Annotated in this window: 25 protein-coding genes; 14 read left to right on the top strand and 11 right to left on the bottom strand. The window is 65.1% G+C overall.

The window, feature by feature from the left end:
• The first annotated feature begins 17 nt into the window (after positions 1–17).
• Together choX and RAM80_RS17200 are read left to right on the top strand one after the other, a co-directional pair.
• Positions 18–938: a choline ABC transporter substrate-binding protein gene (gene choX / locus RAM80_RS17205; RefSeq protein ID WP_416421685.1), complete on the top strand. Its 921-nt coding sequence runs from the start codon at positions 18–20 to the stop codon at positions 936–938.
• Positions 939–1,034: 96 nt separating this feature from the next.
• On the top strand, positions 1,035–2,603 hold the full coding sequence (locus RAM80_RS17200; protein WP_416421684.1) for a SulP family inorganic anion transporter: 1,569 nt from the start codon (positions 1,035–1,037) through the stop codon (positions 2,601–2,603).
• Here RAM80_RS17200 and aroE read toward each other — a convergent pair.
• Both aroE and hemF read right to left on the bottom strand, forming a co-directional pair.
• Positions 2,600–3,424 carry a shikimate dehydrogenase gene (gene aroE, locus RAM80_RS17195; protein ID WP_416421683.1) on the bottom strand — a complete coding sequence of 275 codons (825 nt, stop codon included), beginning with the start codon at positions 3,422–3,424 and terminating at the stop codon, positions 2,600–2,602. The two genes, RAM80_RS17200 and aroE, sit on opposite strands and share 4 nt — an antisense overlap.
• A 54-nt stretch (positions 3,425–3,478) precedes the next feature.
• On the bottom strand, positions 3,479–4,393 hold the full coding sequence (gene hemF, locus RAM80_RS17190; RefSeq protein ID WP_416421682.1) for an oxygen-dependent coproporphyrinogen oxidase: 915 nt from the start codon (positions 4,391–4,393) through the stop codon (positions 3,479–3,481).
• A gap of 166 nt (positions 4,394–4,559) precedes the next feature.
• On the opposite strand from hemF, the gene RAM80_RS17185 reads away from it, so the two are divergent.
• On the top strand, positions 4,560–5,534 hold the full coding sequence (locus RAM80_RS17185; RefSeq protein WP_416421681.1) for an NADPH:quinone reductase: 975 nt from the start codon (positions 4,560–4,562) through the stop codon (positions 5,532–5,534).
• Between the two features lie 104 nt (positions 5,535–5,638).
• Here the strand turns inward: RAM80_RS17185 and RAM80_RS17180 are convergent, their stop codons facing one another.
• The 3 genes from RAM80_RS17180 to RAM80_RS17170 all read right to left on the bottom strand — a co-directional run bounded on the left by RAM80_RS17180 (position 5,639) and on the right by RAM80_RS17170 (position 8,440).
• Positions 5,639–6,193 (bottom strand): L-threonylcarbamoyladenylate synthase, encoded by a 555-nt coding sequence (locus tag RAM80_RS17180; protein ID WP_416421680.1) that lies wholly within the window; start codon positions 6,191–6,193, stop codon positions 5,639–5,641.
• A gap of 36 nt (positions 6,194–6,229) precedes the next feature.
• A complete protein-coding gene (gene dprA, locus RAM80_RS17175) occupies positions 6,230–7,324 on the bottom strand; it encodes a DNA-processing protein DprA (protein WP_416421679.1) in 1,095 nt (364 codons plus the stop codon).
• A 90-nt stretch (positions 7,325–7,414) separates the two neighbouring features.
• Entirely contained in the window at positions 7,415–8,440 is a 1,026-nt protein-coding gene (locus RAM80_RS17170; protein ID WP_416421678.1) for a LysM peptidoglycan-binding domain-containing protein, read from the bottom strand.
• 150 nt (positions 8,441–8,590) lie between these two features.
• On the opposite strand from RAM80_RS17170, the gene def reads away from it, so the two are divergent.
• Genes def through RAM80_RS17145 form a run of 5 tightly spaced genes read left to right on the top strand, consistent with a single transcriptional unit; the run spans position 8,591 to position 13,117 of the window.
• Positions 8,591–9,097, top strand: coding sequence for a peptide deformylase (def, locus tag RAM80_RS17165; protein ID WP_416421677.1), 507 nt, complete (start codon positions 8,591–8,593; stop codon positions 9,095–9,097).
• Positions 9,098–9,155: 58 nt separating this feature from the next.
• Positions 9,156–10,094, top strand: coding sequence for a methionyl-tRNA formyltransferase (gene fmt, locus RAM80_RS17160; protein WP_416421676.1), 939 nt, complete (start codon positions 9,156–9,158; stop codon positions 10,092–10,094).
• Positions 10,091–11,404: a 16S rRNA (cytosine(967)-C(5))-methyltransferase RsmB gene (gene rsmB, locus RAM80_RS17155; protein WP_416421675.1), complete on the top strand. Its 1,314-nt coding sequence runs from the start codon at positions 10,091–10,093 to the stop codon at positions 11,402–11,404. Before fmt ends, rsmB begins: the two co-directional genes overlap by 4 nt.
• Before the next feature lie 12 nt (positions 11,405–11,416).
• Positions 11,417–12,790 carry a Trk system potassium transporter TrkA gene (gene trkA, locus RAM80_RS17150; RefSeq protein WP_416421674.1) on the top strand — a complete coding sequence of 458 codons (1,374 nt, stop codon included), beginning with the start codon at positions 11,417–11,419 and terminating at the stop codon, positions 12,788–12,790.
• A 33-nt stretch (positions 12,791–12,823) separates the two neighbouring features.
• Positions 12,824–13,117 (top strand): tetratricopeptide repeat protein, encoded by a 294-nt coding sequence (locus RAM80_RS17145; RefSeq protein ID WP_416427508.1) that lies wholly within the window; start codon positions 12,824–12,826, stop codon positions 13,115–13,117.
• 153 nt (positions 13,118–13,270) lie between these two features.
• Here the strand turns inward: RAM80_RS17145 and RAM80_RS17140 are convergent, their stop codons facing one another.
• Together RAM80_RS17140 and RAM80_RS17135 are read right to left on the bottom strand one after the other, a co-directional pair.
• Complete coding sequence (locus RAM80_RS17140; protein ID WP_416421673.1) at positions 13,271–14,158, bottom strand: lysophospholipid acyltransferase; 888 nt, start codon at positions 14,156–14,158, stop codon at positions 13,271–13,273.
• Between the two features lie 38 nt (positions 14,159–14,196).
• On the bottom strand, positions 14,197–14,748 hold the full coding sequence (locus tag RAM80_RS17135; RefSeq protein ID WP_416421672.1) for a DNA-3-methyladenine glycosylase I: 552 nt from the start codon (positions 14,746–14,748) through the stop codon (positions 14,197–14,199).
• An 82-nt stretch (positions 14,749–14,830) separates the two neighbouring features.
• Here RAM80_RS17135 and glyQ point away from each other — a divergent pair, with 82 nt between their 5' ends.
• The 4 genes from glyQ to RAM80_RS17115 all read left to right on the top strand — a co-directional run bounded on the left by glyQ (position 14,831) and on the right by RAM80_RS17115 (position 19,252).
• Positions 14,831–15,778: a glycine--tRNA ligase subunit alpha gene (glyQ, locus tag RAM80_RS17130; RefSeq protein ID WP_008367129.1), complete on the top strand. Its 948-nt coding sequence runs from the start codon at positions 14,831–14,833 to the stop codon at positions 15,776–15,778.
• The gene (gene glyS, locus RAM80_RS17125; RefSeq protein WP_416421671.1) at positions 15,775–17,829 is read left to right on the top strand and encodes a glycine--tRNA ligase subunit beta; all 2,055 of its coding nucleotides are present in this window, start codon (positions 15,775–15,777) and stop codon (positions 17,827–17,829) included. The genes glyQ and glyS overlap by 4 nt, the downstream gene beginning before the upstream one ends.
• 3 nt (positions 17,830–17,832) lie before the next feature.
• Positions 17,833–18,366: a D-glycero-beta-D-manno-heptose 1,7-bisphosphate 7-phosphatase gene (gene gmhB / locus RAM80_RS17120; protein ID WP_416421670.1), complete on the top strand. Its 534-nt coding sequence runs from the start codon at positions 17,833–17,835 to the stop codon at positions 18,364–18,366.
• Positions 18,367–18,478: 112 nt separating this feature from the next.
• Positions 18,479–19,252 carry a lysophospholipid acyltransferase family protein gene (locus RAM80_RS17115; RefSeq protein ID WP_416421669.1) on the top strand — a complete coding sequence of 258 codons (774 nt, stop codon included), beginning with the start codon at positions 18,479–18,481 and terminating at the stop codon, positions 19,250–19,252.
• A gap of 166 nt (positions 19,253–19,418) precedes the next feature.
• Here RAM80_RS17115 and RAM80_RS17110 read toward each other — a convergent pair whose 3' ends face one another.
• Together RAM80_RS17110 and RAM80_RS17105 are read right to left on the bottom strand one after the other, a co-directional pair.
• Positions 19,419–21,041, bottom strand: a complete 1,623-nt coding sequence (locus RAM80_RS17110; protein WP_416421668.1) for an MFS transporter — start codon at positions 21,039–21,041, stop codon at positions 19,419–19,421.
• 96 nt (positions 21,042–21,137) lie between these two features.
• Positions 21,138–22,787: a GMC family oxidoreductase gene (locus RAM80_RS17105; protein WP_416421667.1), complete on the bottom strand. Its 1,650-nt coding sequence runs from the start codon at positions 22,785–22,787 to the stop codon at positions 21,138–21,140.
• A 117-nt stretch (positions 22,788–22,904) separates the two neighbouring features.
• On the opposite strand from RAM80_RS17105, the gene RAM80_RS17100 reads away from it, so the two are divergent.
• Entirely contained in the window at positions 22,905–23,795 is an 891-nt protein-coding gene (locus tag RAM80_RS17100) for a LysR family transcriptional regulator (protein WP_416421666.1), read from the top strand.
• 4 nt (positions 23,796–23,799) lie between these two features.
• On the opposite strand, the gene RAM80_RS17095 is transcribed toward RAM80_RS17100, so the two are convergent.
• Together RAM80_RS17095 and RAM80_RS17090 are read right to left on the bottom strand one after the other, a co-directional pair.
• Entirely contained in the window at positions 23,800–24,399 is a 600-nt protein-coding gene (locus RAM80_RS17095) for a LysE family translocator (protein ID WP_416421665.1), read from the bottom strand.
• A 2-nt stretch (positions 24,400–24,401) separates the two neighbouring features.
• Positions 24,402–25,292 (bottom strand): TauD/TfdA family dioxygenase, encoded by an 891-nt coding sequence (locus tag RAM80_RS17090; RefSeq protein ID WP_416421664.1) that lies wholly within the window; start codon positions 25,290–25,292, stop codon positions 24,402–24,404.
• Positions 25,293–25,455: 163 nt separating this feature from the next.
• Between RAM80_RS17090 and RAM80_RS17085 the strand changes: the two genes are divergently transcribed.
• Entirely contained in the window at positions 25,456–26,376 is a 921-nt protein-coding gene (locus tag RAM80_RS17085) for a LysR substrate-binding domain-containing protein (RefSeq protein WP_416421663.1), read from the top strand.
• Positions 26,377–26,426: the final 50 nt, after the last annotated feature.

The following is a 26,426-nucleotide window of genomic DNA, read 5'->3' as shown; positions in this document are numbered from 1 at the left end:
TCGATGAGGGGAAGCCGATGAAGTTATCCACAGTGGTGGTATCCGCGTTGCTGGCCGTGGCCAGCCTGCAGGCACTGGCCGATGAGCAAAGCTGCAGCACGGTGCAGATGGCCGACCCCGGCTGGAGCGACATCGCCTCCACCAACGCCATCACCGGCCTGCTGCTGGACGGCATGGGCTACAAGGCCAAGGTCGACAGCCTGGCGGTACCCATTGCCTACGGCGGCCTGAAAGACGGCAAGGTGGATGTCTTCCTCGGCAACTGGATGCCGGCGCAACAGGGTTTCTACGACAAGTTCGTGGCCACCGGCGACGTCACCCAGTACGCCAAGAACCTGGAAGGCACCGAGTTCACCCTGGCGGTGCCGGACTACGTGTGGGACGCCGGCGTGCACAGCTTCGCCGACCTGAACAAATACGCCGACAAGTTCGGCGGCAAGATCTACGGCATAGGCTCCGGCGCGCCGGCGAACCTGTCGATCCAGCAGATCATCAAGAAAAACGAATTCGACCTGGGCCAATGGAAACTGGTGGAATCCAGCGAGCAGGCGATGTTGTCGGAAGTGCGCCGGGCTGTGGATAAACAGCGCTTCATTGTGTTTCTGGGCTGGACCCCGCACCCGATGAACGTCGAGATCAAGATGCACTACCTGAGCGGCGGCGAGGCGTACTTCGGCGCCAGCGGCAGCGTCTACACCCTGACCCGCAAGAGTTATGCACAGGCGTGCCCGAACGTCGCCAAGTTGCTGGGCAATCTGACCTTTACCCAGGACATGGAGAACAGCATCATGGCCGACGTAGTGAAGACCAAGGCCAGCTACCCGGACGCGGCGAAGAAGTGGATCAAGGCCAACCCCACGGTGCTGGACAAGTGGCTGGACGGCGTGAAGACCGTGGACGGGCAGGACGCGCTGCCCGCCGTGAAAGCCAAGCTTTAACCCTGTGGGAGCTGGCTTGCCAGCGAGTTTCTTGCCCCCTGAAAAGCTCGCTGGCAAGCCAGCTCCCACGGGAAAGACCAGCAAACAGAGAGCCTCATGCGCGGTACCCGACTGGAAAAAATCCTGCCCTTCCTGGCCTGGCTCCCACGCCAGACCCGCGCCAGCGTCAGCCGTGACCTGGTGGTGGGCCTGAGCGGCGCGATCCTGGCGTTGCCGCAGTCCATCGCCTACGCGCTGATCGCCGGCCTGCCGCCGGAATACGGCCTGTACGCAGCCATCATCCCGGTGCTGATCGCCTGCCTGTGGGGCTCGTCGTGGCACCTGATCTGCGGGCCCACGGCGGCCATTTCCATCGTGCTGTACGCCAGCGTCAGCCCACTGGCGGTGCCGGCCACCCAGGACTACGTGACGCTGATCCTGCTGCTGACCTTCCTCGCCGGCATTTTCCAGTGGCTGCTGGGCATGCTGCGCTTCGGCGCGCTGGTGAATTTTGTCTCCCATTCGGTGGTGCTGGGCTTCACCCTCGGCGCCGCCATTGTCATTGCCATCGGCCAGCTGCCAAGCCTGCTGGGCATGGAGCTGAGCAGCCAGGCCACGGCGCTGGCCAGCCTCGGCAACCTGTTTCAGCACTTGGCCGAAGTGGACCAGCCGTCGCTGCTGCTGGGGTTGTTCACCCTGGTGCTGGGCCTGGTGCTGAAGGCGCTGGTGCCGCGCTGGCCGACGCTGCTGATTGCCTTGGTCAGCGGCAGCCTGCTGGCCTGGCTGTGGCCAGGCATGTTCGGCCACGTGCGCCGGGTCAGCGAATTCGTCGGCCAGTTGCCGCCGTTCAGCCCGCTGCCCACGGACCCGGCGCTGGTGCTGCGGCTGCTGCCCAGCGCCGTGGCCGTGGGCATGCTGGGGCTGGTGACCAGCCTGTCGATTGCCCGCTCGATCGCCACACGTTCGCAACAGTTGCTCGACGCCAACCAGGAGGTTCGCGCCCAGGGCCTGTCGAATGTCATCGGTGCATTCTTCTCCGGATCGCTGTCGGCGGGCTCGTTCACCCGCTCCGGGCTCAGCTATGAGGCCGGCGCCTGCTCGCCGTTGGCGGGGGTGTTCTCGGCCCTGTGGGTGGCGCTGTTCGCGGTCACCGGCGCACAGCTGATCGCGCAGATTCCCATTGCCGCCATGGCCGGCAGCATCCTGCTGATCAGCTGGGGGCTGGTGGACCACCGCGGCATTCGCGCGCTGTTCCGGGTCAGCCGCTCGGAGTTCGTGGTGATGGCGCTGACGTGCCTGGCGACCCTGCTGCTGGAGCTGCAGACGGCCATCTACGCCGGGGTGCTGGCGTCGCTGTTCTTCTACCTAAAACGCACCTCACAACCGCGGGTACAGCAGTGGCGTGACGGCGACGAGGAGGTGCTGCGCGTAGGCGGTTCGATCTTCTTCGGCGCCAGCCATTACCTGCAGGTGCGGCTGCAGCGCGCGCAGGGCCAGCGCGTGGTGATCGACGCGCAGCAGATCAACTTCATCGATTATTCGGGGGTGGAGATGCTGCACCAGGAAGCACGGCGGCTGCGCGCCCAGGCCCGCAGCCTGACCCTGCGCCACGCGCGGGCGCAGGTGATCGAGGAGCTGCACAAGCTGGAAGGGGCGGCCAACTGCCCCATCCAGTTCGAAGGTTAACCGGCGGCCATTTCCTGGCGCAGGGTGGCCATCACCGTCTTCGAATCGGGGGTCACGCCCCGCCAGTAGGTGAAGGCCTCGGCGGCCTGTTCCACCAGCATGCCGAAGCCATCCAGGGCCTGGGCGGCGCCGTGCTCGGCCGCCCAGCGGCAGAACGGCGTGGGCTCCTTGCCGTACATCATGTCGTAGCACACGGTGACACCCGGCTGGATCAGGCTGCTCTTGATCGGCGGCAGGTCACCGGCAAGGCTCGCCGAGGTGGCGTTGATGATCACGTCCACCGGCTCTTCCAGCCAGTCGAAACCGCTGGCGGCCACCGGGCCCAGGCCGGCGAAGATCTGCGCCAGCAGCTCGGCCTTGTCCACGGTGCGGTTGGCGATGACCAGCGACACCGGCTGCTGTTCCAGCAGCGATTCCACCACGCCGCGCACCGCGCCACCGGCGCCCAGCAGCAAAATGCGCTTGCCCTTGAGGGTGACGCCGGCGTTGTTCAGCAGGTCGCGCACCAGGCCCACGCCGTCGGTGTTGTCGCCGCGCAGAGTGCCGTCGGGCAGGCGCGTGAGCATGTTCACCGCGCCGGCGCGCTGGGCGCGGGGGGTGAGCACGCTGCACAGGCGGAAGGCGTCTTCCTTGAACGGCAGCGTCACGTTGGCGCCCAGGCCGTCCTGGAAAAACTCCAGGGCGTTGCCGGCAAAGTCATCCAGCGGCGCCAGCCGCGCGCCGTATTCCATGGCCTGGCCGGTCTGCTCGGCAAACAGGCGGTGGATGGCGGGCGACTTGCTGTGGCCAATCGGGTTACCGAAGACGACGTAACGGTCCATGCAGGCAGTTCCTAATTCAAGGGCAGGCAAATAATAGGTTATCCACAGCGGCCGTCAGGCCTGGCCGAGCCAGTCGCGGTCGGTGAGGAAGTAGTCGGTCAGGCGCGCTTCTTCGCTGCCCGGCGCCGCCTTCCAATCGTAGCCCCAGCGCACTTGCGGCGGCAGCGACATCAGGATCGACTCGGTGCGGCCGCCCGACTGCAGGCCGAACAGGGTGCCACGGTCGTACACCAGGTTGAATTCCACGTAGCGGCCGCGGCGGAATTCCTGGAATTCACGCTGCTGCTGGGTGTAGGCCATGGCCTTGCGGCGCTGCACGATGGGCAGGTACGCCTCCAGGTAGGCATCGCCGATGGCGCGCATGAAGGCGAAGCTGGTGTCGAAGTCCCATTCGTTCAAGTCGTCGAAGAACAGGCCGCCCACGCCGCGCGGTTCGTTACGGTGCTTGATGTGGAAATAGCGGTCGCACCAAGCCTTGTAGCGCGGGTACACATCCTCGCCGAACGGCGCGCAGGCGCGCTCGGCCACGCGGTGCCAGTGAATGCAGTCGTCTTCGTTGGCGTAGTAGGGCGTCAGGTCGAAGCCGCCACCGAACCACCACACCGCTTCCTCGCCTTCCTTCTCGGCAATGAAGAAGCGCACGTTGGCGTGGGACGTAGGCACGTGGGGGTTGTGCGGGTGGATCACCAGCGACACACCCAGGGCTTCGAAGCCACGGCCTGCCAGTTCCGGGCGGTGGGCGCTGGCCGACGGCGGCAGGCCGCTGCCGAAGACGTGGGAGAAGTTGACCCCGCCTTTCTCGATCACCGTGCCGTTCTCGATCACCCGGGTGCGGCCGCCGCCACCGGCGGCGCGGTTCCACGCGTCCTCGACAAAACGGGCGCCACCGTCTTCAGTTTCAAGGGCGCTGCAGATCCGCTCTTGCAGGTCGAGCAGGTAGGCTTTTACGGCTTCGGTGCGGGTAGTCATGGCATCACCTTGTAACGGGCAAAGGCCGGGCAGCGCTGGGGATTACCGCCGCCCGAGAGCAAATTCGGCGCGTAGCATAGCACCCGCGGCCCACTTTGAGCGGTTGACGGCGCGGTTACAAAGGCGTCCGATAGGGGCTTTCCATGCCTGTTTCAGGAGATTGCAGATGGCCAAACGTATTCAGTTCAGCACTAACGGTGGTCCGGAAGTCCTCGAATTCGTCGACTTCCAGCCAGCCGAGCCGGGCCCGCAGGAAGTTCGGGTACGCAACAAGGCCATCGGCCTGAACTACATCGACACCTACTACCGCAGCGGCCTGTACCCGGCGCCGTCCTTGCCGTCGGGGCAAGGCACCGAAGGCGCGGGCGTGGTAGAGGCGGTGGGCAGCGAAGTGACCTCGGTGAAGGTCGGCGACCGCGTGGCCTACGCCGGCGGCCCGCTGGGCGCTTATAGCGAAGTGCACACCCTGCCGGCCGCCGTGCTGGTGAAGCTGCCGGAGGCCATCAGCTTCGAACAGGCCGCCGCGGTGATGCTCAAGGGCCTGACCGTGCAGTACCTGTTCCGCCAGACCTACGAACTGAAACGCGACGAAACCATTCTGTTCCACGCCGCCGCCGGCGGTGTCGGCTCCCTGGCCTGCCAGTGGGCCAAAGCCATCGGCGCCCGGCTGATCGGCACCGTCAGCTCGCCGGAAAAAGCCGCGCGGGCCAAGGCCCTGGGCGCCTGGGAAACCATCGACTACAGCCGCGAAGACGTGACCAAGCGCGTGCTTGAGCTGACCGATGGCAAGAAATGCCAGGTGGTGTATGACGGCGTCGGCAAGGACACCTGGGAAACCTCGCTGGACTGCGTGGAACCGCGCGGCTTGGTGGTCAGCTTCGGCAACGCCTCGGGCGCGGTCAGCGGCGTCAACCTGGGTGTCCTGGCGTCCAAGGGCTCGCTGTACGTGACCCGTCCCACCCTGGGCACCTACGCCACCGCCAGCACCCTGCAGGCCATGGCCGACGAGCTGTTCGGGATGATCACCAGCGGCAAGCTGGACGTGGAGATCAGCCAGCGTTACCCACTGGCCGAAGCGGCGAAGGCGCAGACCGAACTGTCGGCGCGGCGCACAATGGGTTCGACCATTCTGCTGCCGTAACCCCACACGCACCGTAGCAGCGGCCGCAGGCCGCGTCCCAGGCACCGCGTTGGTGCCTGACGCGGCCTGCGGCCGCTGCTACGACGGGGTGTTTACGGCCAGCGTTACGGGCGAATCACGTCGCCAGTCACCAGGTCGCGGATCACGCTGGGGTTCTTGCGCCCGCCCAGTTCACCGTTCAGCACCAGGTCCACCTGGCCACGGAAATACTGCTCAATGCGCAGGCGGTTCATGGCTGGCGGCCGCCCGGTCGGGTTGGCGGAGGTCGACACGATCGGCCCCACCAGCGAACACAGCTCACGCACCAGCGGGTGGTCGCTGACACGAATCGCCACGCTGTTGTGCTTGCCGGTGATCCACTCGGGCAGCAGGCCCTGGTGCGGCACCAGCCAGGTGTTGGGGCCCGGCCAGGTGCTGGCCATGCGGTCCAGCCAGATCTCGGGGAAATCCTCGAAGAGGAAATCGAACTGACGGATGTTGTCCGCCACCAGAATCAGGCCCTTATCCACAGGCCGTGACTTGATCGCCAGCAACCGATAGACCGCTTCCGCGTCCCACGGGTTACAGCCCAGACCCCAAACCGCTTCGGTTGGATAGGCAATCACCGCGCCTGCCTTCACTTCACGCGCGGCTTGTTGCACACGCCAACTGCTCACCATCACTGTTACTCCGCTTGAATGCTGTGAGCAGTGTACTTAGCTGGAGCGCGCAAACCAACGCCCGGCCTCGTTGACCACGCGCCCCTCAAGCTCCAGCTCGGTGAGTGCCTCCAGCAGCTTGGGCAGCGGCCAGTCGCTGGAACGCATAAGCGCCTCGCTGCTTTGCGGCGCTGCGTGCAGCAGCGCCAGCAGCGGGTGGTCCACCATTGGCGCCGGCAGTGTCACCCGCTGCCAGCCGCGCAGCGGCTCGAGAATGTGTTCCACGGTCTCCACCAGTTGCGCGCCATCGCGAATCAACTGGTGGCAGCCCTTGGCGCCCGGGTGGTGGATGGAGCCGGGGATGGCGTACACCTCGCGGCCCTGTTCGTTGGCCAGGCGCGCGGTAATCAGCGAGCCACTGGCCAGGCTGGCCTCCACCACCAGCACGCCCAGGGACAGGCCGCTGATGATGCGGTTGCGCCGCGGGAAGTTGGCGGGGATGGGCTCGGCGTCCAGTGGGAACTCGGAAACCACCGCGCTGCCCTCGGCAGCCATCCGCGCCGCGAGTGCCTTGTGCCGCTGTGGATAAAGTTTTTCGATACCTGTGCCCAACACGCCGATTGTCTGGCCGCCGACGTCCAGGGCGGCCAGGTGAGCGGCACCGTCCACGCCGGCGGCGAGGCCACTGGTGATGACGAAACCGGCCTTGGCCAGGCTGCGCGAGAAGGCCGCGGCGGTGTCCAGGCCAGGGCGCGATGCACGCCGGCTACCGACGATGGCCAGCTGCGGTTTTTCCAGGATGGTGGGGTCGCCGGCAACGAACAGCAGCGGCGGTGCGCCGCTGGTTTCGGCCAGCAGGGCAGGGTAGCCAGGGTCGTCAAACATCAGCAAATGCTGGCCCGGACGCTCTAGCCAGGCCATTGCGGCCTTGCCGCCGGCTTTTACCGCAGGGCTGTCGCGGGCCTCGCAGGCGGCCGCGGTCATGCCCATCGCGCGCCAGGCCGATAGCGGCGCCCGCAGCGCCTCGGCTGCCGAACCGAAGGCTTCGAACAACTGGTGGAAGCGTTTTGGCCCGGTGTCGGTCAAGCGATGGAGGCGCAACCGCGCCTCCAGCTCATCCATGGGAAGTGCATCGTTGGCAAAGAGCGGCATCTGATCATCCTTGATTCAGGCCCCTGTACAGCGGCAGGCAAAAGCTGTGGATAACTCTGTTGGTAACTGTTTGACAACTTTCCCGACGGGCTAGGGATTTTTCACCTTGTCCATCACTGCCAGGGAGCGATTGGCGTTGAGCACTAAACCATAGCTGAGCTTTTCATAAGTGCGGAACACCATCAGCAGGCCGGCCCGCTCGTCGGGTATTTTCACCTGCTCGCCGGTCACCCGGTCGCGTACGGTTTCACCGGTCTTGTAGATGGCCAGGACGTTGCCCTCCTTGAGCCCGTCGCGGTTGCCACGGTCCAGGGTGACCACGTCGTACTTGCCGATCTGTGTAACACCCCGTGGCACATCCACGATGGTGCCGCTGATCTGCCGGCTCGGCGCGCTGGGCAGGAAGGTGGAGTTCACCGGCCGCTCCTCGCTGACGAACAGGCGGTCGCCCAGGCGCACTTCCTCGCTGGAGCGCTGCAGGTTGATGGTGGCGATGTCGCCCTCGGTAGCTACTACTTCGCCGCCGCCCATGTTGTCGGCGTTCACGCCCAGCTGCTCGTGGGTGACCGGGTCGGTGTAGACCTTGCCCTTGCGAAAAATACCGTAGGAGGCATGGGCCGGGTCGAAGCTGCCGCGCGCATAGATACGGTCGCCCATGCCGCTGACCACCCGCTCGCCCTGGCCAGCGACGATGTAGGGCGCGCTGTCGAACGCCTCGCTGCTGTCGAGGATGCGGTTGCTGAGCAGGAAGGCGTTGATCGACTGCAGCGGGATGCTCGGGATGGCCTCGGCCACCGGCGTGCTGCGGATGTGCGGCGACAGCTTGATGGTGCCGCGCGACGCACCGCGCTCCAGCATCAGCTGCGGCTGGCCGTTGACGTAGCTCAGCACCAGCGAGTCGCCGGGGTAGATCAGGTCAGGGTTGGCGATTTGCGGGTTGGCGTGCCAGATCTGCGGCCACTGCCACGGCTGGCGCAGGAATTTGGCGGAAATGTCCCAAAGTGTGTCGCCCTGAACCACAGTGTAGCGCTGTGGATAACCGTCCTTGAGCTGCACATCGGCGTTGGCCAGGCCGGCGCACGCCATGAGCAGCAGGGCGAGTAGTGATTTCCTCATGCCGTGAATCCCTTTATTATGTACGTTCACGTGAAACGCAGCCCACGCGGCCCTTCTCTCCCTGGGAGAACGTTTGACAGGCAGACCGCCCCCAAGCACCTTGCGCGGCTGCTACCTTTGACTTTACCTCACAGTGCAGCAAATACGCATATGGCTATTTTAAACATCCTCGAATTTCCAGACTCGCGTCTGCGTACCATCGCCAAGCCCGTGGCCGTGGTGGATGACGAAGTTCGCCAGTTGGTCGATGACATGTTTGAAACCATGTACGAAGCGCCTGGCATCGGGCTGGCGGCCACCCAGGTCAACGTGCACAAGCGCGTGGTGGTCATGGACCTGAGCGAAGATCGCAGCGCCCCCATGGTGTTCATCAACCCCGAGTTCGAGTCCCTGACCGACGAAATGGGCCAATACCAGGAAGGCTGCCTGTCGGTGCCCGGCTTCTACGAAAACGTAGACCGCCCGCAGCGCGTCAAGATCAAGGCCCTGGACCGTGACGGCAAGGCCTACGAGCTGATCGCCGAAGGCCTGCTGGCCGTGTGCATCCAGCACGAGTGCGACCACCTCAACGGCAAGCTCTTCGTCGATTACCTGTCTACGCTCAAGCGTGACCGGATCAAGAAGAAGCTGGAAAAAGCCCACCGCCAGCAAGCTTGACCCCTCACATTCCAAAGGCTTGCCACGGCAAGCCTTTTTCTTTTCCAGCGAGTAATCCATGAGCATGCGCATCGTTTTCGCGGGCACGCCCGAATTTGCCGCCGAACACCTCAAGGCCCTGCTGGCCAGCCCTTATGAAGTGGTCGCCGTGTACACCCAACCGGACCGCCCGGCCGGCCGCGGCCAGAAACTGATGCCCAGCCCGGTGAAACAGCTGGCGCTGGAGCACGGTATCCTCGTGCTGCAACCGCCCACCCTGCGCAACGAAGACGCCCAGGCCGAACTGGCCGCGCTCAAGCCCGACCTGATGGTGGTGGTGGCCTACGGCCTGATCCTGCCCCAGGTAGTCCTGGATATCCCACGCCTGGGCTGCATCAACAGCCACGCCTCGCTGCTGCCACGCTGGCGCGGTGCCGCGCCGATCCAGCGTGCGGTGCAGGCCGGCGACGCCGCAAGTGGCGTGACCGTGATGCGCATGGAAGCGGGCCTGGATACCGGGCCGATGCTGCTCAAGGTCAGCACCCCGATCAGCGCCGACGACACTGGCGGCAGCCTGCACGACCGCCTGGCGCAGATGGGCCCACCGGCCGTGATCGAAGCCATCGCCGGCCTGGCCGCCGGCACGCTGCAAGGCGAGGTGCAGGACGACGCCCTGGCCACCTACGCCCACAAACTGAACAAGGACGAGGCCCGCATCGACTGGAGCCAACCGGCCGAAGTGCTGGAGCGCCTGGTGCGCGCCTTCTTCCCGTGGCCCATCTGCCACAGCACCCTGAACGGCGAAGCCGTGAAAGTGCTGGCCGCCACTACCTGCGAAGGACAGGGCGCGCCCGGCACTATCCTGGGGGCCAGCAAGGACGGCCTGGTGGTGGCCTGCGGCGACCAGGCCCTGTGCCTGACCCGCCTGCAGTTCCCCGGCGGCAAGCCGCTGAACTTCAGTGACCTGTTCAACAGCCGCCGCGAGAAATTCGCCGTCGGCGCGGTGCTGGGCCAATGAACCCGCGTCTCGCCGCCGCCCGCGCCCTGGCCGCTGTCCTCAGCGGCAAGGCCTCGCTGAACAGCTCGCTGCCGCTACAACTGGACAAGGTGGAAGCCCGCGACCGCGGCTTCACCCAGGACCTGGCGTTCGGCACCGCACGCTGGCAGCCGCGGCTGTCGGCCCTGGCCGAGAAACTCCTGCAAAAGCCGTTCAAGGCCGCCGACGCTGACGTCGAGGCGCTGATGCTGGTGGGCCTGTACCAGCTGTTCTACAGCCGCGTGCCGGCCCACGCCGCCATCGGCGAAACCGTGGGCTGCGCCGACAAGCTCAAGAAGCCGTGGGCCAAGGCCCTGCTCAACGCCGTGCTGCGCCGCGCCCAGCGCGAGGGCAACGACCTGCTGGCCGAGATGGAACGTGACCCGGTGGTACGCACCGCGCACCCACGCTGGCTGCAGAAGTCGCTGAAGGCCTTCTGGCCCGAGCAATGGGAAGCCATCTGCGCCGCCAACAACGCTCACCCGCCGATGATTCTGCGGGTGAACCGCCGCCACCACAGCCGCGACGCCTACTTGAAGCTGCTCGAGCAGGCCGAAGTCAGCGCCAGCGCCTGCCAGTTCAGCCGCGACGGCATCGTGCTGGAGCAGGCCTGCGACGTGCGCGACCTGCCCGGCTTCGCCGACGGCTGGATCAGCGTGCAGGACGAGGCCGCGCAACTGGCCGCCGACCTGCTCGACCTGGCCCCCGGCCAGCGCGTGCTCGACGCCTGCTGCGCACCCGGTGGCAAGACCTGCCACCTGCTGGAAGCCGAACCTGCGCTCAAGGGCGTGGTGGCCATCGACCTGGAAGCCAAGCGCCTGGTGCGTGTGCGCGAAAACCTCGACCGCCTGGGCCTCGACGCCCAGCTGATCGCCTGCGATGCCCGCGATACGGCCCAGTGGTGGGACAAGCAGAGCTTCAACCGCATCCTGCTCGACGCCCCGTGCTCGGCCACCGGCGTGATCCGCCGCCACCCGGACATCAAGCTCACCCGCCAGCCCGACGACATCCAGGCCCTGGCCACGCTGCAAGGCGAGCTGTTGGACGCGCTGTGGCCAACGCTGGAAGTGGGCGGCGTGCTGCTGTACGCCACCTGCTCGACGCTGCCCACGGAAAACACCGAGGTCATCGAGGCCTTCCTGGCCCGTACCCCTGGCGCCCGCGAGCTGGACCTGGCCACCACGGCCGGCATCAAGCAGCCCCACGGCCGCCAGCTGCTGGCCCAGGAAGGCGGCCACGACGGTTTCTACTATGCCAAGCTGATCAAGATCGCCGCCCAGCGCGCGAGCTGACAGGAGTAGCGGATGAAAATCATCATCCTGGGTGCCGGCCAGGTCGGCGGCACCCTGGCCGAGCACCTGGCGGGCGAGGCCAACGACATCACCGTGGTAGACACCGACGGCGAGCGCCTGCGCAGCCTGGGCGACCGCCTGGACATCCGTACCGTGCAGGGCCACGCCTCGTTCCCCACGGTGCTGCTGAAAGCCGGCGCCGAAGACGCCGACATGCTGGTGGCGGTAACCAACAGCGACGAGACCAACATGGTCGCCTGCCAGGTCGCCCACACGCTGTATCACACCCCCACCAAGATCGCCCGGGTGCGCGCAGCGGCCTACCTGACCCGCGACGCGCTGTTCGCCAACGAAGCCATCCCGGTGGACGTGCTGATCAGCCCGGAACAGGTAGTCACCCACTACATCAAGCGCCTGATCGAGATTCCCGGCGCCCTGCAGGTCATCGACTTCGCCGACGGCAAGGCGCAACTGGTGGCGGTGAAAGCCTTCCACGGCGGCCCGCTGGTGGGCCAGCAGCTGCGGCAGATTCGCCAGCACATGCCCAACGTCGAGACCCGCGTGGCGGCGATCTTCCGCCGTGACCGGGCGATCCTGCCGCGCGGCGACACCGTGGTGGAGGCCGACGACGAGGTGTTCTTCATCGCCGCCCGCGAGGACATTCGCGCGGTGATGGGCGAGCTGCGCGGCGTGGACGAGAGCAACAAGCGCGTGGTGATCGCCGGCGGCGGGCAGATCGGCGAGCGGCTGGCCGAGGCCATCGAAAGCCGCTACCAGGTAAAGATCATCGAAATGAACCCGGCGCGCTGCCGGCACCTGTCCGACACCCTCAACAGCACGGTCATCCTGCAGGGCAGTGCCTCGGACCGCGACCTGATGGTGGAGGAAAACATCGCCCAGGCCGACATTTTCCTGGCCCTGACCAACGACGACGAGGCCAACATCATGTCGTCGCTGCTGGCCAAGCGCCTGGGCGCGCGCAAGGTGATGACCCTGATCAACAACCCGGCCTACGTGGACCTGGTGCAAGGCGGCGAAATCGACATCGCCATCAGCCCGCAACTGGCCACCATCGGCACGCTGCTGGCCCACGTGCGCCGCGGCGACATTGTCAGCGTGCACTCCCTGCGCCGCGGCGCCGCCGAGGCCATCGAAGCGGTGGCCCATGGCGACGCCAAGTCGAGCAAGGTGGTGGGCCGGGCCATCGAGAACATCGCGCTGCCGTCCGGCACCACCATCGGCGCCATCATCCGCGACGAGCAGGTGATCATCGCCCGCGGCACCACGGTGATCGAGGCGGGTGACCATGTGATCCTGTTCGTTGTGGATAAAAAGTACATTCGTGACGTGGAGAAGCTGTTCCACGTGGGCTTGAGTTTCTTCTAGAAGGATTGTCGCGTGCTCGAATCACTGGAGAAGATGCTGGCCAAGGGTGTGGATAACTCCCTGCTGCGCTTTGGCCTGGGCAAGGGTTACCTGGACCTGGGCGAACATGCCAAGGCGGCGGAGCACCTGGCCCGCTGCGTGGCGCAGGACCCCAAGTATTCGGCGGCGTGGAAGCTGCTGGGCAAGGCGCTGCAGGGGCAGGGCGACGTGGCCGGCGCGCGGGCGGCGTGGCAGCAGGGGATTACGGCGGCGCAGGCCCATGGCGACAAGCAGGCCGAGAAGGAAATGACGGTGTTCCTGAAAAAGCTCGATCGCATGGCGCCTTAGCAACAACCTGCCTGCTCCAGCTGAAGCCACGGTCTCTGTAGCCGCTGCCGCCAGGCTGCGCTGGCGCCCGAGTACGCTGAAGATCTTCAGTGTGGTTCAGGGCCAGCGCAGCCTTCGGCAGCGGCTACAGGGAATCCGCGTCGCCACTGATCGTCAGTACCAGCGCGCCTCGCCGGCAGGGCGCTTCTTGAAGCGCTTCATGCTCCACATGTACTGGCTCGGATACGCCCGCACATAACGCGCAATCACCTGGCTCATGGCCGCCACCGAAGTCTCGGTGTCAGTGCTGTACATGGCCTCCGGCGCTGCTTCCAGGATCACCTTGAAGCCCGAGCCATCGGGCAGGCGCAGCGCGTGCAGGAACACCCCCACGGCCTTGCCGCCGGCGAGCATGTTGGGCACGAACTTGCTGGTCAGCGCCTGGGTGCCCAGGAACGGCACGAACACACCCGCCGATTCCGCCGGCTCCGGGTCGGCCGGAATACCCACCTGGCCACCCTTGCGCACTTCCTTGATGACGCTGAGGATGCCTTCCTTGGTGGACGCCGCCACTCGGTTGCCCAACTGCACGCGCTGCTTCTGCAGCAGTTCGTCCACTGCCTTGAGCTTGGGCGGCCGGTAGAAGATGATCGGCTTGCACTGCATGCAGTAGAAGTGGTTCAGCACTTCCCAATTGCCCAGGTGGCTGGTGATGCCGACCACGCCCTTGCCCGAGGCCAGGGCCTGCTCGAGGATTTCCAGCCCCTGCACTTCACGCACCAGCTTCAGCGACTTCTCGGCCGGCCAGATCCAGGCGCAGGCGCTCTCGGTCAGGCTCTTGCCGATGTCCATCATGCTCTGGCCCACCAGGCGCTCGCGCGCGGCGGAGTCCAGCTCGGGGAAACACTTGGCCAAGTTGATGCGCACGATTTCCCGCGACCGGTTCGGCAGCTTCCAGGTCAGCCAGCCAATGGCCGAGCCCACGGCCTCGACCGCGCGCCACGGCAACATCGCAAACAACCGCAGGGCCCCGACCATCAGGGCGCCTTTGAACTTATCCACAGCCCACTCCTTTCTTCAGCAAGGCGCCATTGTAACCGTCAGCGGCACAAAGCGGCGTAGCGATCACAATCCTGGGTGTGGTCCATGACCATGCCCGAGGCCTGCATGAAGGCGTAGCAGATGGTCGGCCCGACGAAGGTGAAACCGGCTTTCTTCAGCGCCTTGCTCATGGCTTCGGCTTCCGGCGTCTGCGTGGGAATGTGGCTGCGGTCGGGGAAATGGTTGATGCGCGGCTTGCCGCCGACGAACGACCACAGCAGCGCCACCGGGTCTTCAAGTTTCAGCCAGGCCTGGGCGTTCTGCCGCGCGGCCTTGATTTTCAGGCGGTTGCGGATGATGCCGGGGTCGAGCATGCGTGCCTCGACTTCCTCGTCGGTCATGCGTGCCAGCCGCTGCGGGTCGAAGCCGAACATCACCTGGCGGTAGTGCTCGCGCTTCTTCAGCACGGTGATCCACGACAGGCCGGCCTGGCAGCCTTCCAGCAGCAGCAATTCGAACAGACGACCGGGGTCACGCAGCTCAACCCCCCATTCTTCGTCGTGATAAGCCTGGTAGATCGGCTCATCCGAGCACCAAAAGCAGCGTGGCATAAGGCTCCATGGGTAGAGGTCAGGGCGAATCGGGGTATACTCCCGCTCTTTATATTCGCAGCCCTAGAAACAGGTGAATTTCGTGAGCCAGCCTACGCCAGCCGTGCGTACCTTCCAAGACTTGATCCTCGCGCTCCAGCAATACTGGGCCGAGCAAGGTTGTGTGGTGCTTCAGCCCTACGATATGGAAGTAGGCGCCGGCACTTTCCATACCGCCACGTTCCTGCGCGCCGTCGGCCCGGAAACCTGGAACGCTGCCTACGTGCAGCCAAGCCGTCGTCCTGGTGACGGCCGCTACGGTGAAAACCCCAACCGCCTGCAGCACTACTACCAGTTCCAGGTGGTCCTGAAGCCTAACCCGGAGAACTTCCAGGAGCTGTACCTGGGCTCGCTGAAGCACATCGGCCTGGACCCGCTGGTCCACGATATCCGCTTCGTCGAAGACAACTGGGAATCGCCGACCCTGGGCGCCTGGGGCCTGGGCTGGGAAATCTGGCTGAACGGCATGGAAGTCACCCAGTTCACCTACTTCCAGCAGGTAGGCGGCATCGAGTGCTACCCGGTCACCGGCGAAATCACCTACGGCCTGGAACGCCTGGCCATGTACCTGCAGGGCGTGGACTCGGTCTATGACCTGGTGTGGACCGACGGCCCGTTCGGCAAGGTCACCTATGGCGACGTGTTCCACCAGAACGAAGTGGAGCAGTCGACCTACAACTTCGAGCACGCCAACGTCGAGAAGCTGTTCGAACTGTTCGACTTCTACGAAAGCGAGGCCAACCGCCTGATCGAGCTGGAGCTGCCGCTGCCGACCTACGAAATGGTCCTGAAAGCGTCGCACACCTTCAACCTGCTCGATGCCCGCCGCGCGATCTCGGTCACCGCCCGCCAGCAGTACATCCTGCGCGTGCGCACCCTGGCCCGCGCCGTGGCGCAAAGCTACCTGCAAGCCCGCGCCAAGCTGGGCTTCCCCATGGCGTCCCCTGATCTGCGTGATGAAGTGTTGGCTAAGCTGGAGGCTGCACAATGAGTGCTCAAGATTTCCTGGTTGAACTGGGCACCGAAGAGCTGCCGCCAAAAGCCCTGAACACCCTGGGCGATGCGTTCCTGGGCGGTATCGAGAAAGGCCTGCAGGCCGCCGGCCTGAACTTCACCGCCAAGAAGGTCTACGCCGCGCCGCGTCGCCTGGCCGTGCTGATCAGCGGCCTGGACACCCAGCAGCCCGACCGCAGCATCAACCTCGACGGCCCGCCACGCCAGGCCGCCTTCGACGCCGAAGGCAACCCTACCCAGGCGGCCCTGGGCTTCGCCAAGAAGTGCGGCGTAGACCTGGCCGAAATCGACCAGAGCGGCCCGAAGCTGCGTTTCAGCCAGCGCATCGTCGGCAAGCCGACTGCCTCGCTGCTGCCGACCATCGTCGAAGACTCGCTCAACGACCTGCCGATTCCCAAGCGCATGCGCTGGGGTGCCCGCAAGGTCGAGTTCGTGCGCCCGACCCAGTGGCTGGTGATGCTGCTGGGCGACCAGGTGGTGGATTGCACCATCCTGGCCCAGAAAGCCGGCCGTGAATCGCGTGGCCACCGCTTCCACCACCCGGAAAACGTGCGCATCAGCGCCCCGGCCAACTACGCCGAAGACCTGCGCAAGGCCTACGTGCTGGCCGACGCCGGCGAGCGTCGTGAACTGATCAGCAAGCGCACCGCCGAGCTGGCCATGCAGCAGGAAGGCACCGCCATCGTGCCTCCGGCCCTGCTGGACGAAGTGACCGCCCTGGTCGAATGGCCAGTGCCGCTGGTGTGCTCGTTCGAGGAGCGTTTCCTGGAAGTGCCCCAGGAAGCCCTGATCACCACCATGCAGGACAACCAGAAGTACTTCTGCCTGCTGGACGTGGACGGCAAGCTGCTGCCGCGCTTCATCACCGTGGCCAACGTCGAGAGCAAGGACCCGAGCCAGATCGTGCTGGGCAACGAGAAAGTCGTGCGCCCACGCCTGACCGACGCCGAGTTCTTCTTCAAGCAGGACAAGAAGCAGCCGCTGGAAAGCTTCAACGAGCGCCTGCAGAACGTGGTGTTCCAGGCCCAGCTGGGCAGCGTCTACGACAAGGCTGTGCGCGTTTCCAAGCTCGCCGCCTTCATCGCCCCGCTGATCGGCGGCGACGCCCAGCGCGCCGCCCGTGCCGGCCTGCTGTCCAAGTGCGACCTGGCCACCGAGATGGTCGGCGAGTTCCCCGAAATGCAAGGCGTGGCCGGTTACTACTACGCCCTGAACGACGGTGAGCCCGACGACGTCGCCCTGGCCCTGAACGAGCAGTACATGCCGCGTGGCGCTGGCGCCGAGCTGCCAAGCACCCTCACCGGTGCCGCCGTGGCCATCGCCGACAAGCTGGACACCCTGGTCGGCATCTTCGGCATCGGCATGCTGCCTACCGGCAGCAAGGACCCGTACGCCCTGCGCCGTGCCGCCCTGGGCGTGCTGCGTATCCTGATCGAGAAGCAGCTGGACCTGGACCTGGACAAGGCCGTGGCCTTCGCCGTGTCTGCGTTCGGTGCCAACGTCAAGGCCGCCGGCCTGGCTGGCCAGGTGCTGGAATTCATCTTCGACCGCCTGCGTGCGCGTTACGAGGACGAAGGCACCGACGTCGCCACCTACCTGTCGGTACGTGCCCTGAACCCGGGTTCGGCACTGGACTTCGACCAGCGCGTGCAGGCCGTGCAGGCCTTCCGCAAGCTGCCGGAAGCCGCTGCCCTGGCCGCGGTGAACAAGCGCGTGTCGAACCTGCTGGGCAAGGCCGAAGGCTCGATCGCCACTACCGTGGAGCCCAAATACTTCGACAACGCCCACGAGTTCTCGCTGTACTCGGCCATCCAGCAGGCCGACCAGGCCGTGCAACCGATGGCAGCTGCCCGCCAGTACAACGAAGCGCTCACCCGCCTGGCCGCCCTGCGCGAACCGGTGGATGCGTTCTTCGAAGCCGTGATGGTCAACGCCGAAGACGCCAAGGTACGCGCCAACCGCTACGCCTTGCTGTCGCGCCTGCGTGGGCTGTTCCTGGGCGTTGCCGACATTTCGCTGCTGGGGTAAGCCTTGAAGCTGGTGATACTGGACCGCGACGGAGTCATCAATGAAGACTCCGACGCCTACATCAAGTCGGTGCAGGAATGGATGCCCATCCCCGGGTCCATCGACGCCATCGCGCAGTTGAGCAAGGCCGGCTGGACGGTTGCCGTGGCAACCAACCAGTCGGGCATTGCCCGCGGTTACTACGACCTGGCCACCCTCGACGCCATGCATGCGCGCCTGCGCACGCTGGTGGCGGAGCAGGGTGGCGAAGTCGGGCTGATCGTCTATTGTCCCCATGGTCCGGACGAGGGTTGCGCCTGCCGCAAACCGCGCCCGGGCATGCTGCAGGCCATTGCCGCGCACTACCAGGCCGACCTGGCCGGTGTGTGGTTCGTGGGTGACAGCAAGGGTGACCTGGAGGCTGCGTTGGCCGTCGACTCTCAACCTGTTCTGGTGAAAACCGGAAAAGGCTGCAAGACCCTGGACAAGGGCTTGCCCGAGGGGACGCTGATTTTCGATGATCTGGCTGCTGTAGCCAGAGCACTTATCCACACCTAGGGCGCCGTTGAATCCCTGAACACTGCCGCACCACCGGATGGCGCGGCAGGCTTGGGTCGATTCGAAGGCGCGCTTCTAACAGGCGGGTTCGCCCGCAACGGTACAAGCCGCTATGTCGATACTGCAGGCGATCCGCATTTTCGTCTTCTACTTGCTGTTGGGCACCAGCTCGCTGCTGTGGTGCACCCTGAGCTTCTTCGTTGCTCCCTTTCTCAAGTTTCCGGCCCGCTACCGTTTCATCAACGTGTACTGGTGCCGCTGCGCGCTGTTCCTGACCCGCACTATCCTCAACATCCAGGTGAAGGTCACCGGTGCCGAGCACGTGCCGGCGCAACGCTGCGTGATCGTCTCCAACCACCAGAGCACATGGGAAACCTTTTTCCTCTCTGCCTATTTCCAGCCCTTGAGCCAGGTGCTCAAGCGCGAACTGCTGTACGTGCCGTTCTTCGGCTGGGCGATGGCCATGCTGCGGCCTATCGCCATTGACCGCGACAACCCCAAGGCGGCCCTCAAGGTCGTTGCCAGCAAGGGCGACGAGCTGCTGAAGGACAACGTCTGGGTGCTGATTTTCCCCGAGGGCACCCGCGTGCCGTTCGGCCAGATCGGCAAGTTCTCGCGCAGCGGCTCGGCCCTGGCGGTGAACGCCGAGCTGCCGGTACTGCCCATTGCCCACAACGCCGGCAAGTTCTGGCCCAAGGAAGGCTGGGGCAAGCGCGCCGGCACCATCGAGGTGGTGATTGGCGAGCCGATGTACGCCAACGGCACCGGACCGCGGGCCATTGCCGAGCTGAACGATCGTGTGGCGGCGTGGAACGAAGCCACCCAGCGGGCGCTGGGTTCGCTGCCGGAAAACCCGGAAGTCAAAGACACGCCGGCCGTCGGCTGATCTGTGGATAACTTGTGTACAGTATTTTGATATTCTTCCAAAATCGTTCGTAAGTGATTAATTTAAAAGCTTATTTCGACACGCGATGGCGCAATGCAAAACGTGCATAAGTTTTTCGAGGCATAAAAAAACCGGCGTTGATCGCCGGTTTTTTCATGCCTGTGGTTTACACCTTGTCCAGGTCCACGCCGCGGGTTTCCTTGAGGCAGAAAATCCCCACTATCAGGCTCACTCCCGTCACCAGCACCGGGTACCAGAGCCCGTAGAAGATATCCCCGGTGTACACCACCAGCGCGAACGACACCGTGGGCAGGAACCCGCCGAACCAGCCGTTGCCGATGTGGTAGGGCAGCGACAGCGACGTGTAGCGGATGCGCGTGGGGAACAGTTCGACCATCACCGCCGCCAGCGGCCCGTAGGTCATGGTGGCGATCAGGATCATGGCCACGATCAACAGCACCACCATGGGCTGGTTCACCAGGCTGGGGTCGGCCTTCGCCGGGTAGCCGGCGGCCGTCACGGCGGCGCGCATGGCGGCTTCGTCGTAGCCGTCGATGCGCTTGTCACCGATGGTCACCACCACCGGGCTCGCCGCATCGGCCGGCGCGGACGAGTAGGGCAGGCCCTGCTTCACCAGGAACGTCTTGACCTTGTCGCAGGGGCTGTCGAAGCGTGCCTTGCCCACCGGGTCGAACTGGAAGGTGCAGCCCTTGGGGTCGGCCATCACGGTGATCGGCGCCTGGCGGCTGGCCTGGTCGATCTGCGGGTTGGCGTAGTGGCTCAGGGCCTTGAACAGCGGGAAGTACAGCACGGTGGCCAGCAACAGGCCGGTCATCAGGATCGGCTTGCGGCCGATGCGGTCGGACAGCCAGCCGCAGATCACGAAGAACGGCGCGCCAATGATCACGCTGATGATCAGCAGGGTGTTGGCCTGGTTGGGGTCCATCTTCAGCATCTGGGTCATGAAGAACAGCACGTAGAACTGCGCGCAGTAGAAGGTCACCGCCTGCCCGGCATTGATGCTGAACAGGGCCGTGAAGACGATCTTGAGGTTCTGCCAGGAGCCGAACGACTCCTTGATGGGCGATGTGCTGGCCTTGCCTTCGGCCTTCATGCGGGCGAAGGTTGGCGACTCATGCAGGCTCATGCGGATCCAGGTGGAGACGCCCAGCAGGATGATCGACAGCAGGAACGGCAGGCGCCAGCCCCAGGTCTCGAAAGCGTCGCCAGTCAGGTAGCGGCAACCCAGCACCACCAGCAGGGACAGCAACAGCCCCAGGGTGGCCGTGGACTGAATCCAGCCGGTGTGCAGGCCGCGTTTGTCTTTTGGGGCATGTTCAGCCACGTAGGTGGCAGCGCCACCGTATTCACCCCCCAGTGCCAGCCCCTGGAGCATGCGCAGGCACACGAGGATGACGGGCGCGGCGATGCCGATGCTGGCGTAGGTGGGCAACAGCCCGACGGCGAAGGTGGACAGCCCCATCAGCACGATGGTCATGAGGAAGGTGTACTTGCGCCCGATCATGTCCCCCAGCCGGCCAAACACCAGCGCACCGAACGGGCGCACCAGGAAACCTGCGGCGAAGGCCATCAAGGCGAAGATGAAGGCGGTGGTCTCATTGACCCCGGCGAAGAACTGCTTGCTGATGACCGCCGCCAGGGCGCCGTAGAGAAAAAAGTCGTACCACTCGAACACCGTCCCCAGGGACGACGCAAAGATGATCTTGCGATCTTCGCTGGCTGTAGTCGGCACGACCCCCGCGCCCTGACCCTGTATGTAGTCCGCCATAGTCTTGGTCCTTCCCGCCCTGAGGGCACAGTGATTATTGTTGTTGTCCACTGTCGATGGCCGCGGACTGCGGCAGCCATCGCCGTTCCCGGCCTGTCAGGCGACAGGCTGGGCAATTTGCCTGGTTCTATCCTCCGCACGCGGGGTGCCTTGCAGAATCATCTGCGCGGCCTTTTCCGCGATCATCAAGGTGGGAGTGCAGGTGTTGCCTGACACTATCTCGGGCATGATCGAGGCATCCACCACGCGCAGGCCTTCGATACCGTGCACGCGCAGGGTGGCATCCACCACGTCCTGGGGGCCGTTGCCCATGCGGCAGGTGCCCACCGGATGAAATATAGTCGTACCGATGGCACTTGCCGCCTGTTGCAGCTGTTCTTCGCTTTCCAGTTGCGGCCCCGGCAGGTATTCGGCGGGGCTGAAGATGCGCAGGGCAGGGGCGTCGACGATGCGCCGGGTAAGCCGGATGGCCTGGGCGGCGACGCGCAGGTCTTCCGGGTGGCTGAGGTAGTTGGGGTCGATGATGGGCGCATCGTCCGGGCTGGCCGAGCTGATATCCACGCGCCCGCGGCTCTTGGGCCGCAGGTTGCACACCGAGGCGGTAAACGCCGGGAAGCTGTGCAAGGGCTCGCCGAAGCGGTCCAGGGACAGCGGCTGCACGTGGTATTCGAGGTTGGCGCTGGGCTGCTGCGGGTCGGACTTGATGAACGCGCCCAGCTGGCTGGGCGCCATGGCCAGCGGCCCGCTGCGGTCATACAGGTAGCGCACGCCCATGCCGAACTTGCCCCACAGGCTGTTGGCCACCTGGTTGAGAGTACGGGTGTTGCTGACCTTGTAGATCAGCCGCAGCTGCAGATGGTCCTGCAGGTTGCCGCCCACGCCGGGCAGCTCGTGCTGCACCGTTATCCCCAGGCGCTCGAGCAGCGGGCGGGGGCCGATGCCGGAACGCTGGAGGATGCCCGGCGAGCCAATCGCCCCTGCACACAGCAGTATCTCCTTGCGGGCTGTGTATAACTGCGCCAAGCCTGCATGGCGGGCATGCACTGCGGTGGCCCGGCCGTTATCCACAGCAAGGCGGTCCACCTGCACGCCGGTGAGCACCGTCAGGTTGGCGCGCTTGAGCGCGGGCCGCAGGAAGGCCTTGGCAGAGTTCCAGCGAATGCCCGAGCGCTGGTTGACCTGAAAATATCCACAGCCCTGGTTATCCCCGGTGTTGAAGTCATCCACGCTCTCCACGCCGCACTGGGCAGCCGCGCTGCGGAAGGCGTCGAGAATCGGCCAGCGGTAGCGCTGCAGCTCGACGCGCCATTCGCCCTTGCCGCCATGGGCAGCGGAATCGCCGGCATAGTGCTGTTCGCTCTGGCGGAACAGCGGCAGCACGTCCTGCCAGCCCCAGCCGGCGTTGCCCTGGGCCGCCCAGCCGTCGTAGTCGCTGGCCTGGCCACGCATGTAGATCATGCCGTTGATGGACGAGCAGCCGCCCAGCACCTTGCCCCGTGGATAACTCAGGGCGCGGCCATCGAGGCCGGGCTGCGGCTGGGTCTTGAAGCACCAGTCGGTGCGCGGGTTGCCGATGCAGAACAGGTAGCCGACGGGGATGTGAATCCAGGGGTAATTGTCGCGCCCGCCGGCTTCCAGCAGCAGGACGGACACAGCGGGGTCGGCAGAAAGCCGATTGGCCAGCAGGCAACCTGCGGGGCCGGCGCCGACTATCACGTAGTCGTAGGCGCTTGGGGCTGATGGCATGGGGAACCTCGCACCGATTTTTATTCTTGTCTTCCCCCATGGTATTGATTAGCTTCGAGATGAAAACGCGAAATTTCACCCACCGGCTGTGCGTTTTTGAGCAACGGATGAATGCCCATGTTCGATTGGAACGACCTGCGGTTTTTTCTCGAATTGCACCGCAGCGGCCGCCTGCTGACCGCCGCCAAGCGCCTGAACACTACCCACAGCACGGTGGCACGGCACATCGAGGCCATCGAGCAGAGCCTGGGCAACGCGCTGTTCGTGCAGCACGCCCAGGGCTATGAGCTGACCCCCGCCGGCCAGGCGCTGCTCAAGCACGCCGAGGCCATGGAAAACGTCGCGCTGCTGGCCCAGGAAGAGATGACCCAGCCGATGATGCCGCTGGGCAAGATCCGCTTGGGGGTGACCGAAGGCATCGGCATCATGTTCCTTACCCCGCGCCTGGGCGGCCTGTTCGAGCGCTACCCGGGGCTGGAAGTGGAACTGGTGGCGGTGCCGCGCTTCGTCAGCATCCTCAACCGCGAAGCGGAGATCAGCATTCACCTGGACCGGCCCTCGGCCGACCTGTTGATAACCCGCAAGCTCACCGATTACCGCCTGGCGTTGTACGCCAGCCCCGCCTACCTGCAGCGGGCCCCCGTGCTGGTGAACCGCGAAGACCTCGCCGGCCATGACTGGATCGGCTATGTGGACGACCTGCTGTTCAGCCAGGAACTGCTGTTCCTCAACAGCTTCTGCCGCGCGCCCCACGTGGTGTTCCGCAGCACCAGTGTGATTGCCCAACAGCAGGCGGCGAGGGCGGGCCTGGGCGTGGCGGTGCTGCCCATGTACATGGCCGAGGAGGACCCGGCGCTGGTGCGGGTGGTACCAACGGAGACCATCCAGCGCAGCTACTGGATGAGCACCCGCCGCGAGCTGCACAAGTCAGTGCGGCTGCGGGTGGTGTGGGACTACCTGCTGCAGCTGTGCGCGGCCGAGCAGGCACAGCTGCTCAACCGCGGGTGAACGCTTACTGGAAAACCCGGTAGACGCCCAGCGAGAACGACAGCAGGCCCAACCCCAACAGGACGATGCCCGGCGCGCAATCGAGCAGGCGGCGCACCCGGCGGTAGCGGTCCAGGCGCCGTGACAGCAGGCTGTAGGCAATCAGGATCGAGACGTCGATGGCCGCCCAGATCAGGATCAGCGCTGCCGCCTGCACGGTGAAGGGCTCGTGGGGCGAAATGAAACCCGGCAGGAAGGCCAGGAAGAACAGGATGTCCTTGGGGTTGGACAGGCCCACGCCCATGGTCTTCCAGAAGCCGTAGCCCTTGCTGGAGCATTGCACCGACTCCGACGAGCTGCTGACCAGCGCATTGCCACCCAACCACGCCAGGTACACGCCGCCCAGGATCTGCCCCCAGTTCAGCACCGCGGCGTTGATGTGCAGGGTGGTGTAGATCGCCACCAGCGCGCACACCAGCAGCACCTGCGCCGACACCACGCCGCCGGCGATGGTCCACGCCGGCCAGGCGCGTCGCGCATCGGCGATGACCATGGCGACAATGGGGCCGGGCGAGGCAATCAACAGCAGCACGGCCAGGGCAAAGGAGAGGTAGGTGGTGCTCATAGTCAGATTACCAGGTCGAAGACACGCTGGTTGGTGCCCAGCATCTCGGTGTAGTGATGTTGCCCGGTGATAGCGAAGGTGCGCTGTATCCAGCGGTCGCTGCCGTCGAGCAGGGCGGTGAAGGGGCTGCGCGCGTGGGCGGTCTTGCGGTTGTCGATAATCAGCAGGTCGCCGGTGGCCAGCTTGACCGGCTGCTTCACTTCCCAGGCAATGTTGTGCAGGTGCTGCAGCTGGGCCTGGGCCTGCTCGCTGCGCGCCACCATGAACTGCGGGTCGAAGCGGAAGTAGGGGGCGTTGGGGTCACCGTAGAAAATCGTCTGGTGCTTGCCGATGTCGATGCGGCAGTTCTTCTCGGTGGCGCTGTAGTCGGACAGGAAGTTGTAGGGCTCGTCCAGAAAGAAGGCGGTCTCTGCATGGCTGAGGTGCGCCAGCATGTTGTCGATGGACGTGACATAGGTAATCGCCTCGCCCAGCGGGTCCTGGCGCAGGCACAACAGCAGCAGGTAATCGGGCTGCACCGGATGGAAGGCGTTCTCGGTGTGCAGGTCCAGCTCGGTGTCGTAGCTGTCGGAGCTGGCAGCCTTGGAATGCGCCTGGTGAGGAAAGAAGTTGTTGATGATGGCGCCCTTGGATTCCTGCGGGTAACCAATCGCCTGGCCCAGCAGTGATGTGGCTTGCAGCAGGCACTGTTCGCTGGCATCGTCGGGCTTGGCCAACGCATCGCGGCTGGTTGGGGTGGCCGGAATCTGGCCGATGGGCAGGTCTTGCAGGTGCAGGTAACCGGCCTGGTTGCCGAAAACCCTGAAGTTGAGGATTTGCGCGATCTGTTCCTGACTCAATCCCCCACTGGTTATGCTCGCGGCCAGCAGCTCATCAATGTTGGTATTTGGCATGACTTCGTTCTCTTGATCCATTGGCAGTCCAGGTCACCTCCTTTCTCCTGAAGTGGGTGGGGCATCCCTTGGAGCCGATCAGAGTAGGGGGGCGGCCATGGCCTTGAAAAACGGATAAAGTGTCCGGGTTGCATGAGCAAAAATCATGGTTAAGGAAAGTGTCATGACTTCGCGGCTACCCCCGCTGTATGCCCTGCGAGCCTTTGAAGTCGCGGCGCGCTATGGATCGTTCACCGTTGCGGCACAAAACCTGTGCATTACCCAGAGTGCGGTGAGCCGCCACGTGAAAACCCTCGAGGACCACCTGGGCGCCCCGCTGTTCGAACGCAAGGGCCCCAAGCTGGCGCTGACCGACACCGGCCGGCTGCTGGCCCACGAACTGGAGCGCAGCTTCAACGCCATCGAGAACGCCTGCGCCACCGCCCGCCGCCCCAAGGGCACCTTGCGGGTGAAGGCCCCCTCCACCCTCACCATGCGCTGGCTGATGAGCACGCTGGAAAGCTTCCAGGCCGACAACGTGGCCGACCGGGTGCAGCTCACCAGCGCCTGGATGGACCTGGACACCGTGGACTTCCGCAACGAGCCGTTCGACTGCGCCGTGCTGCTGAGCAACGGCGACTTCCCCAAGGACTGGAACTTCATCAAGCTGTTCGATGAGTGGCTGGTGCCGGTGTGTGCGCCGTCGGTGTACCGCAAGGGCCCCTGGAACATCGAGCACCTGGGCATGGCCGAACTCATCCACCCCTCGCGCGACTGCCGCGACTGGCGCCGCTGGCTGGAACGGCAGGGGCAGGGCGATGCCGTGGACTGGAACGAAGGCAAGCGCTTCGACACCCTGGAACTGGGCATGACCGCGGCGGCGGGCGGGCACGGCGTATCGATCGGCGACCTGGCGCTGGTGGGGCCACAGTTGAAAGATGGTTCGCTGGTGCTGCCCATCCCCACTGCGGTGAAGACGGGGGACAGCTATTACCTGATCTGGTCGCAGCGTAATCCGGAGCATTACCTGCTGGAGCGGGTGCGGGATTATTTGTTGGCGAACGTGCCGGCGATCAACACTTCGAACATCCTCATGCTCGACTGATCCCACTCTGTAGCCGCTGCCGCAGGCTGCGCTGGCCATAGTGCACGCTG

The sequence above is a fragment of the Pseudomonas sp. App30 genome (assembly GCF_047947025.1).
Lineage (GTDB): Bacteria > Pseudomonadota > Gammaproteobacteria > Pseudomonadales > Pseudomonadaceae > Aquipseudomonas.
The sequence above is the reverse complement of the archived record's forward strand: the minus strand, read 5'-3'. Positions and strand labels throughout refer to the sequence as shown.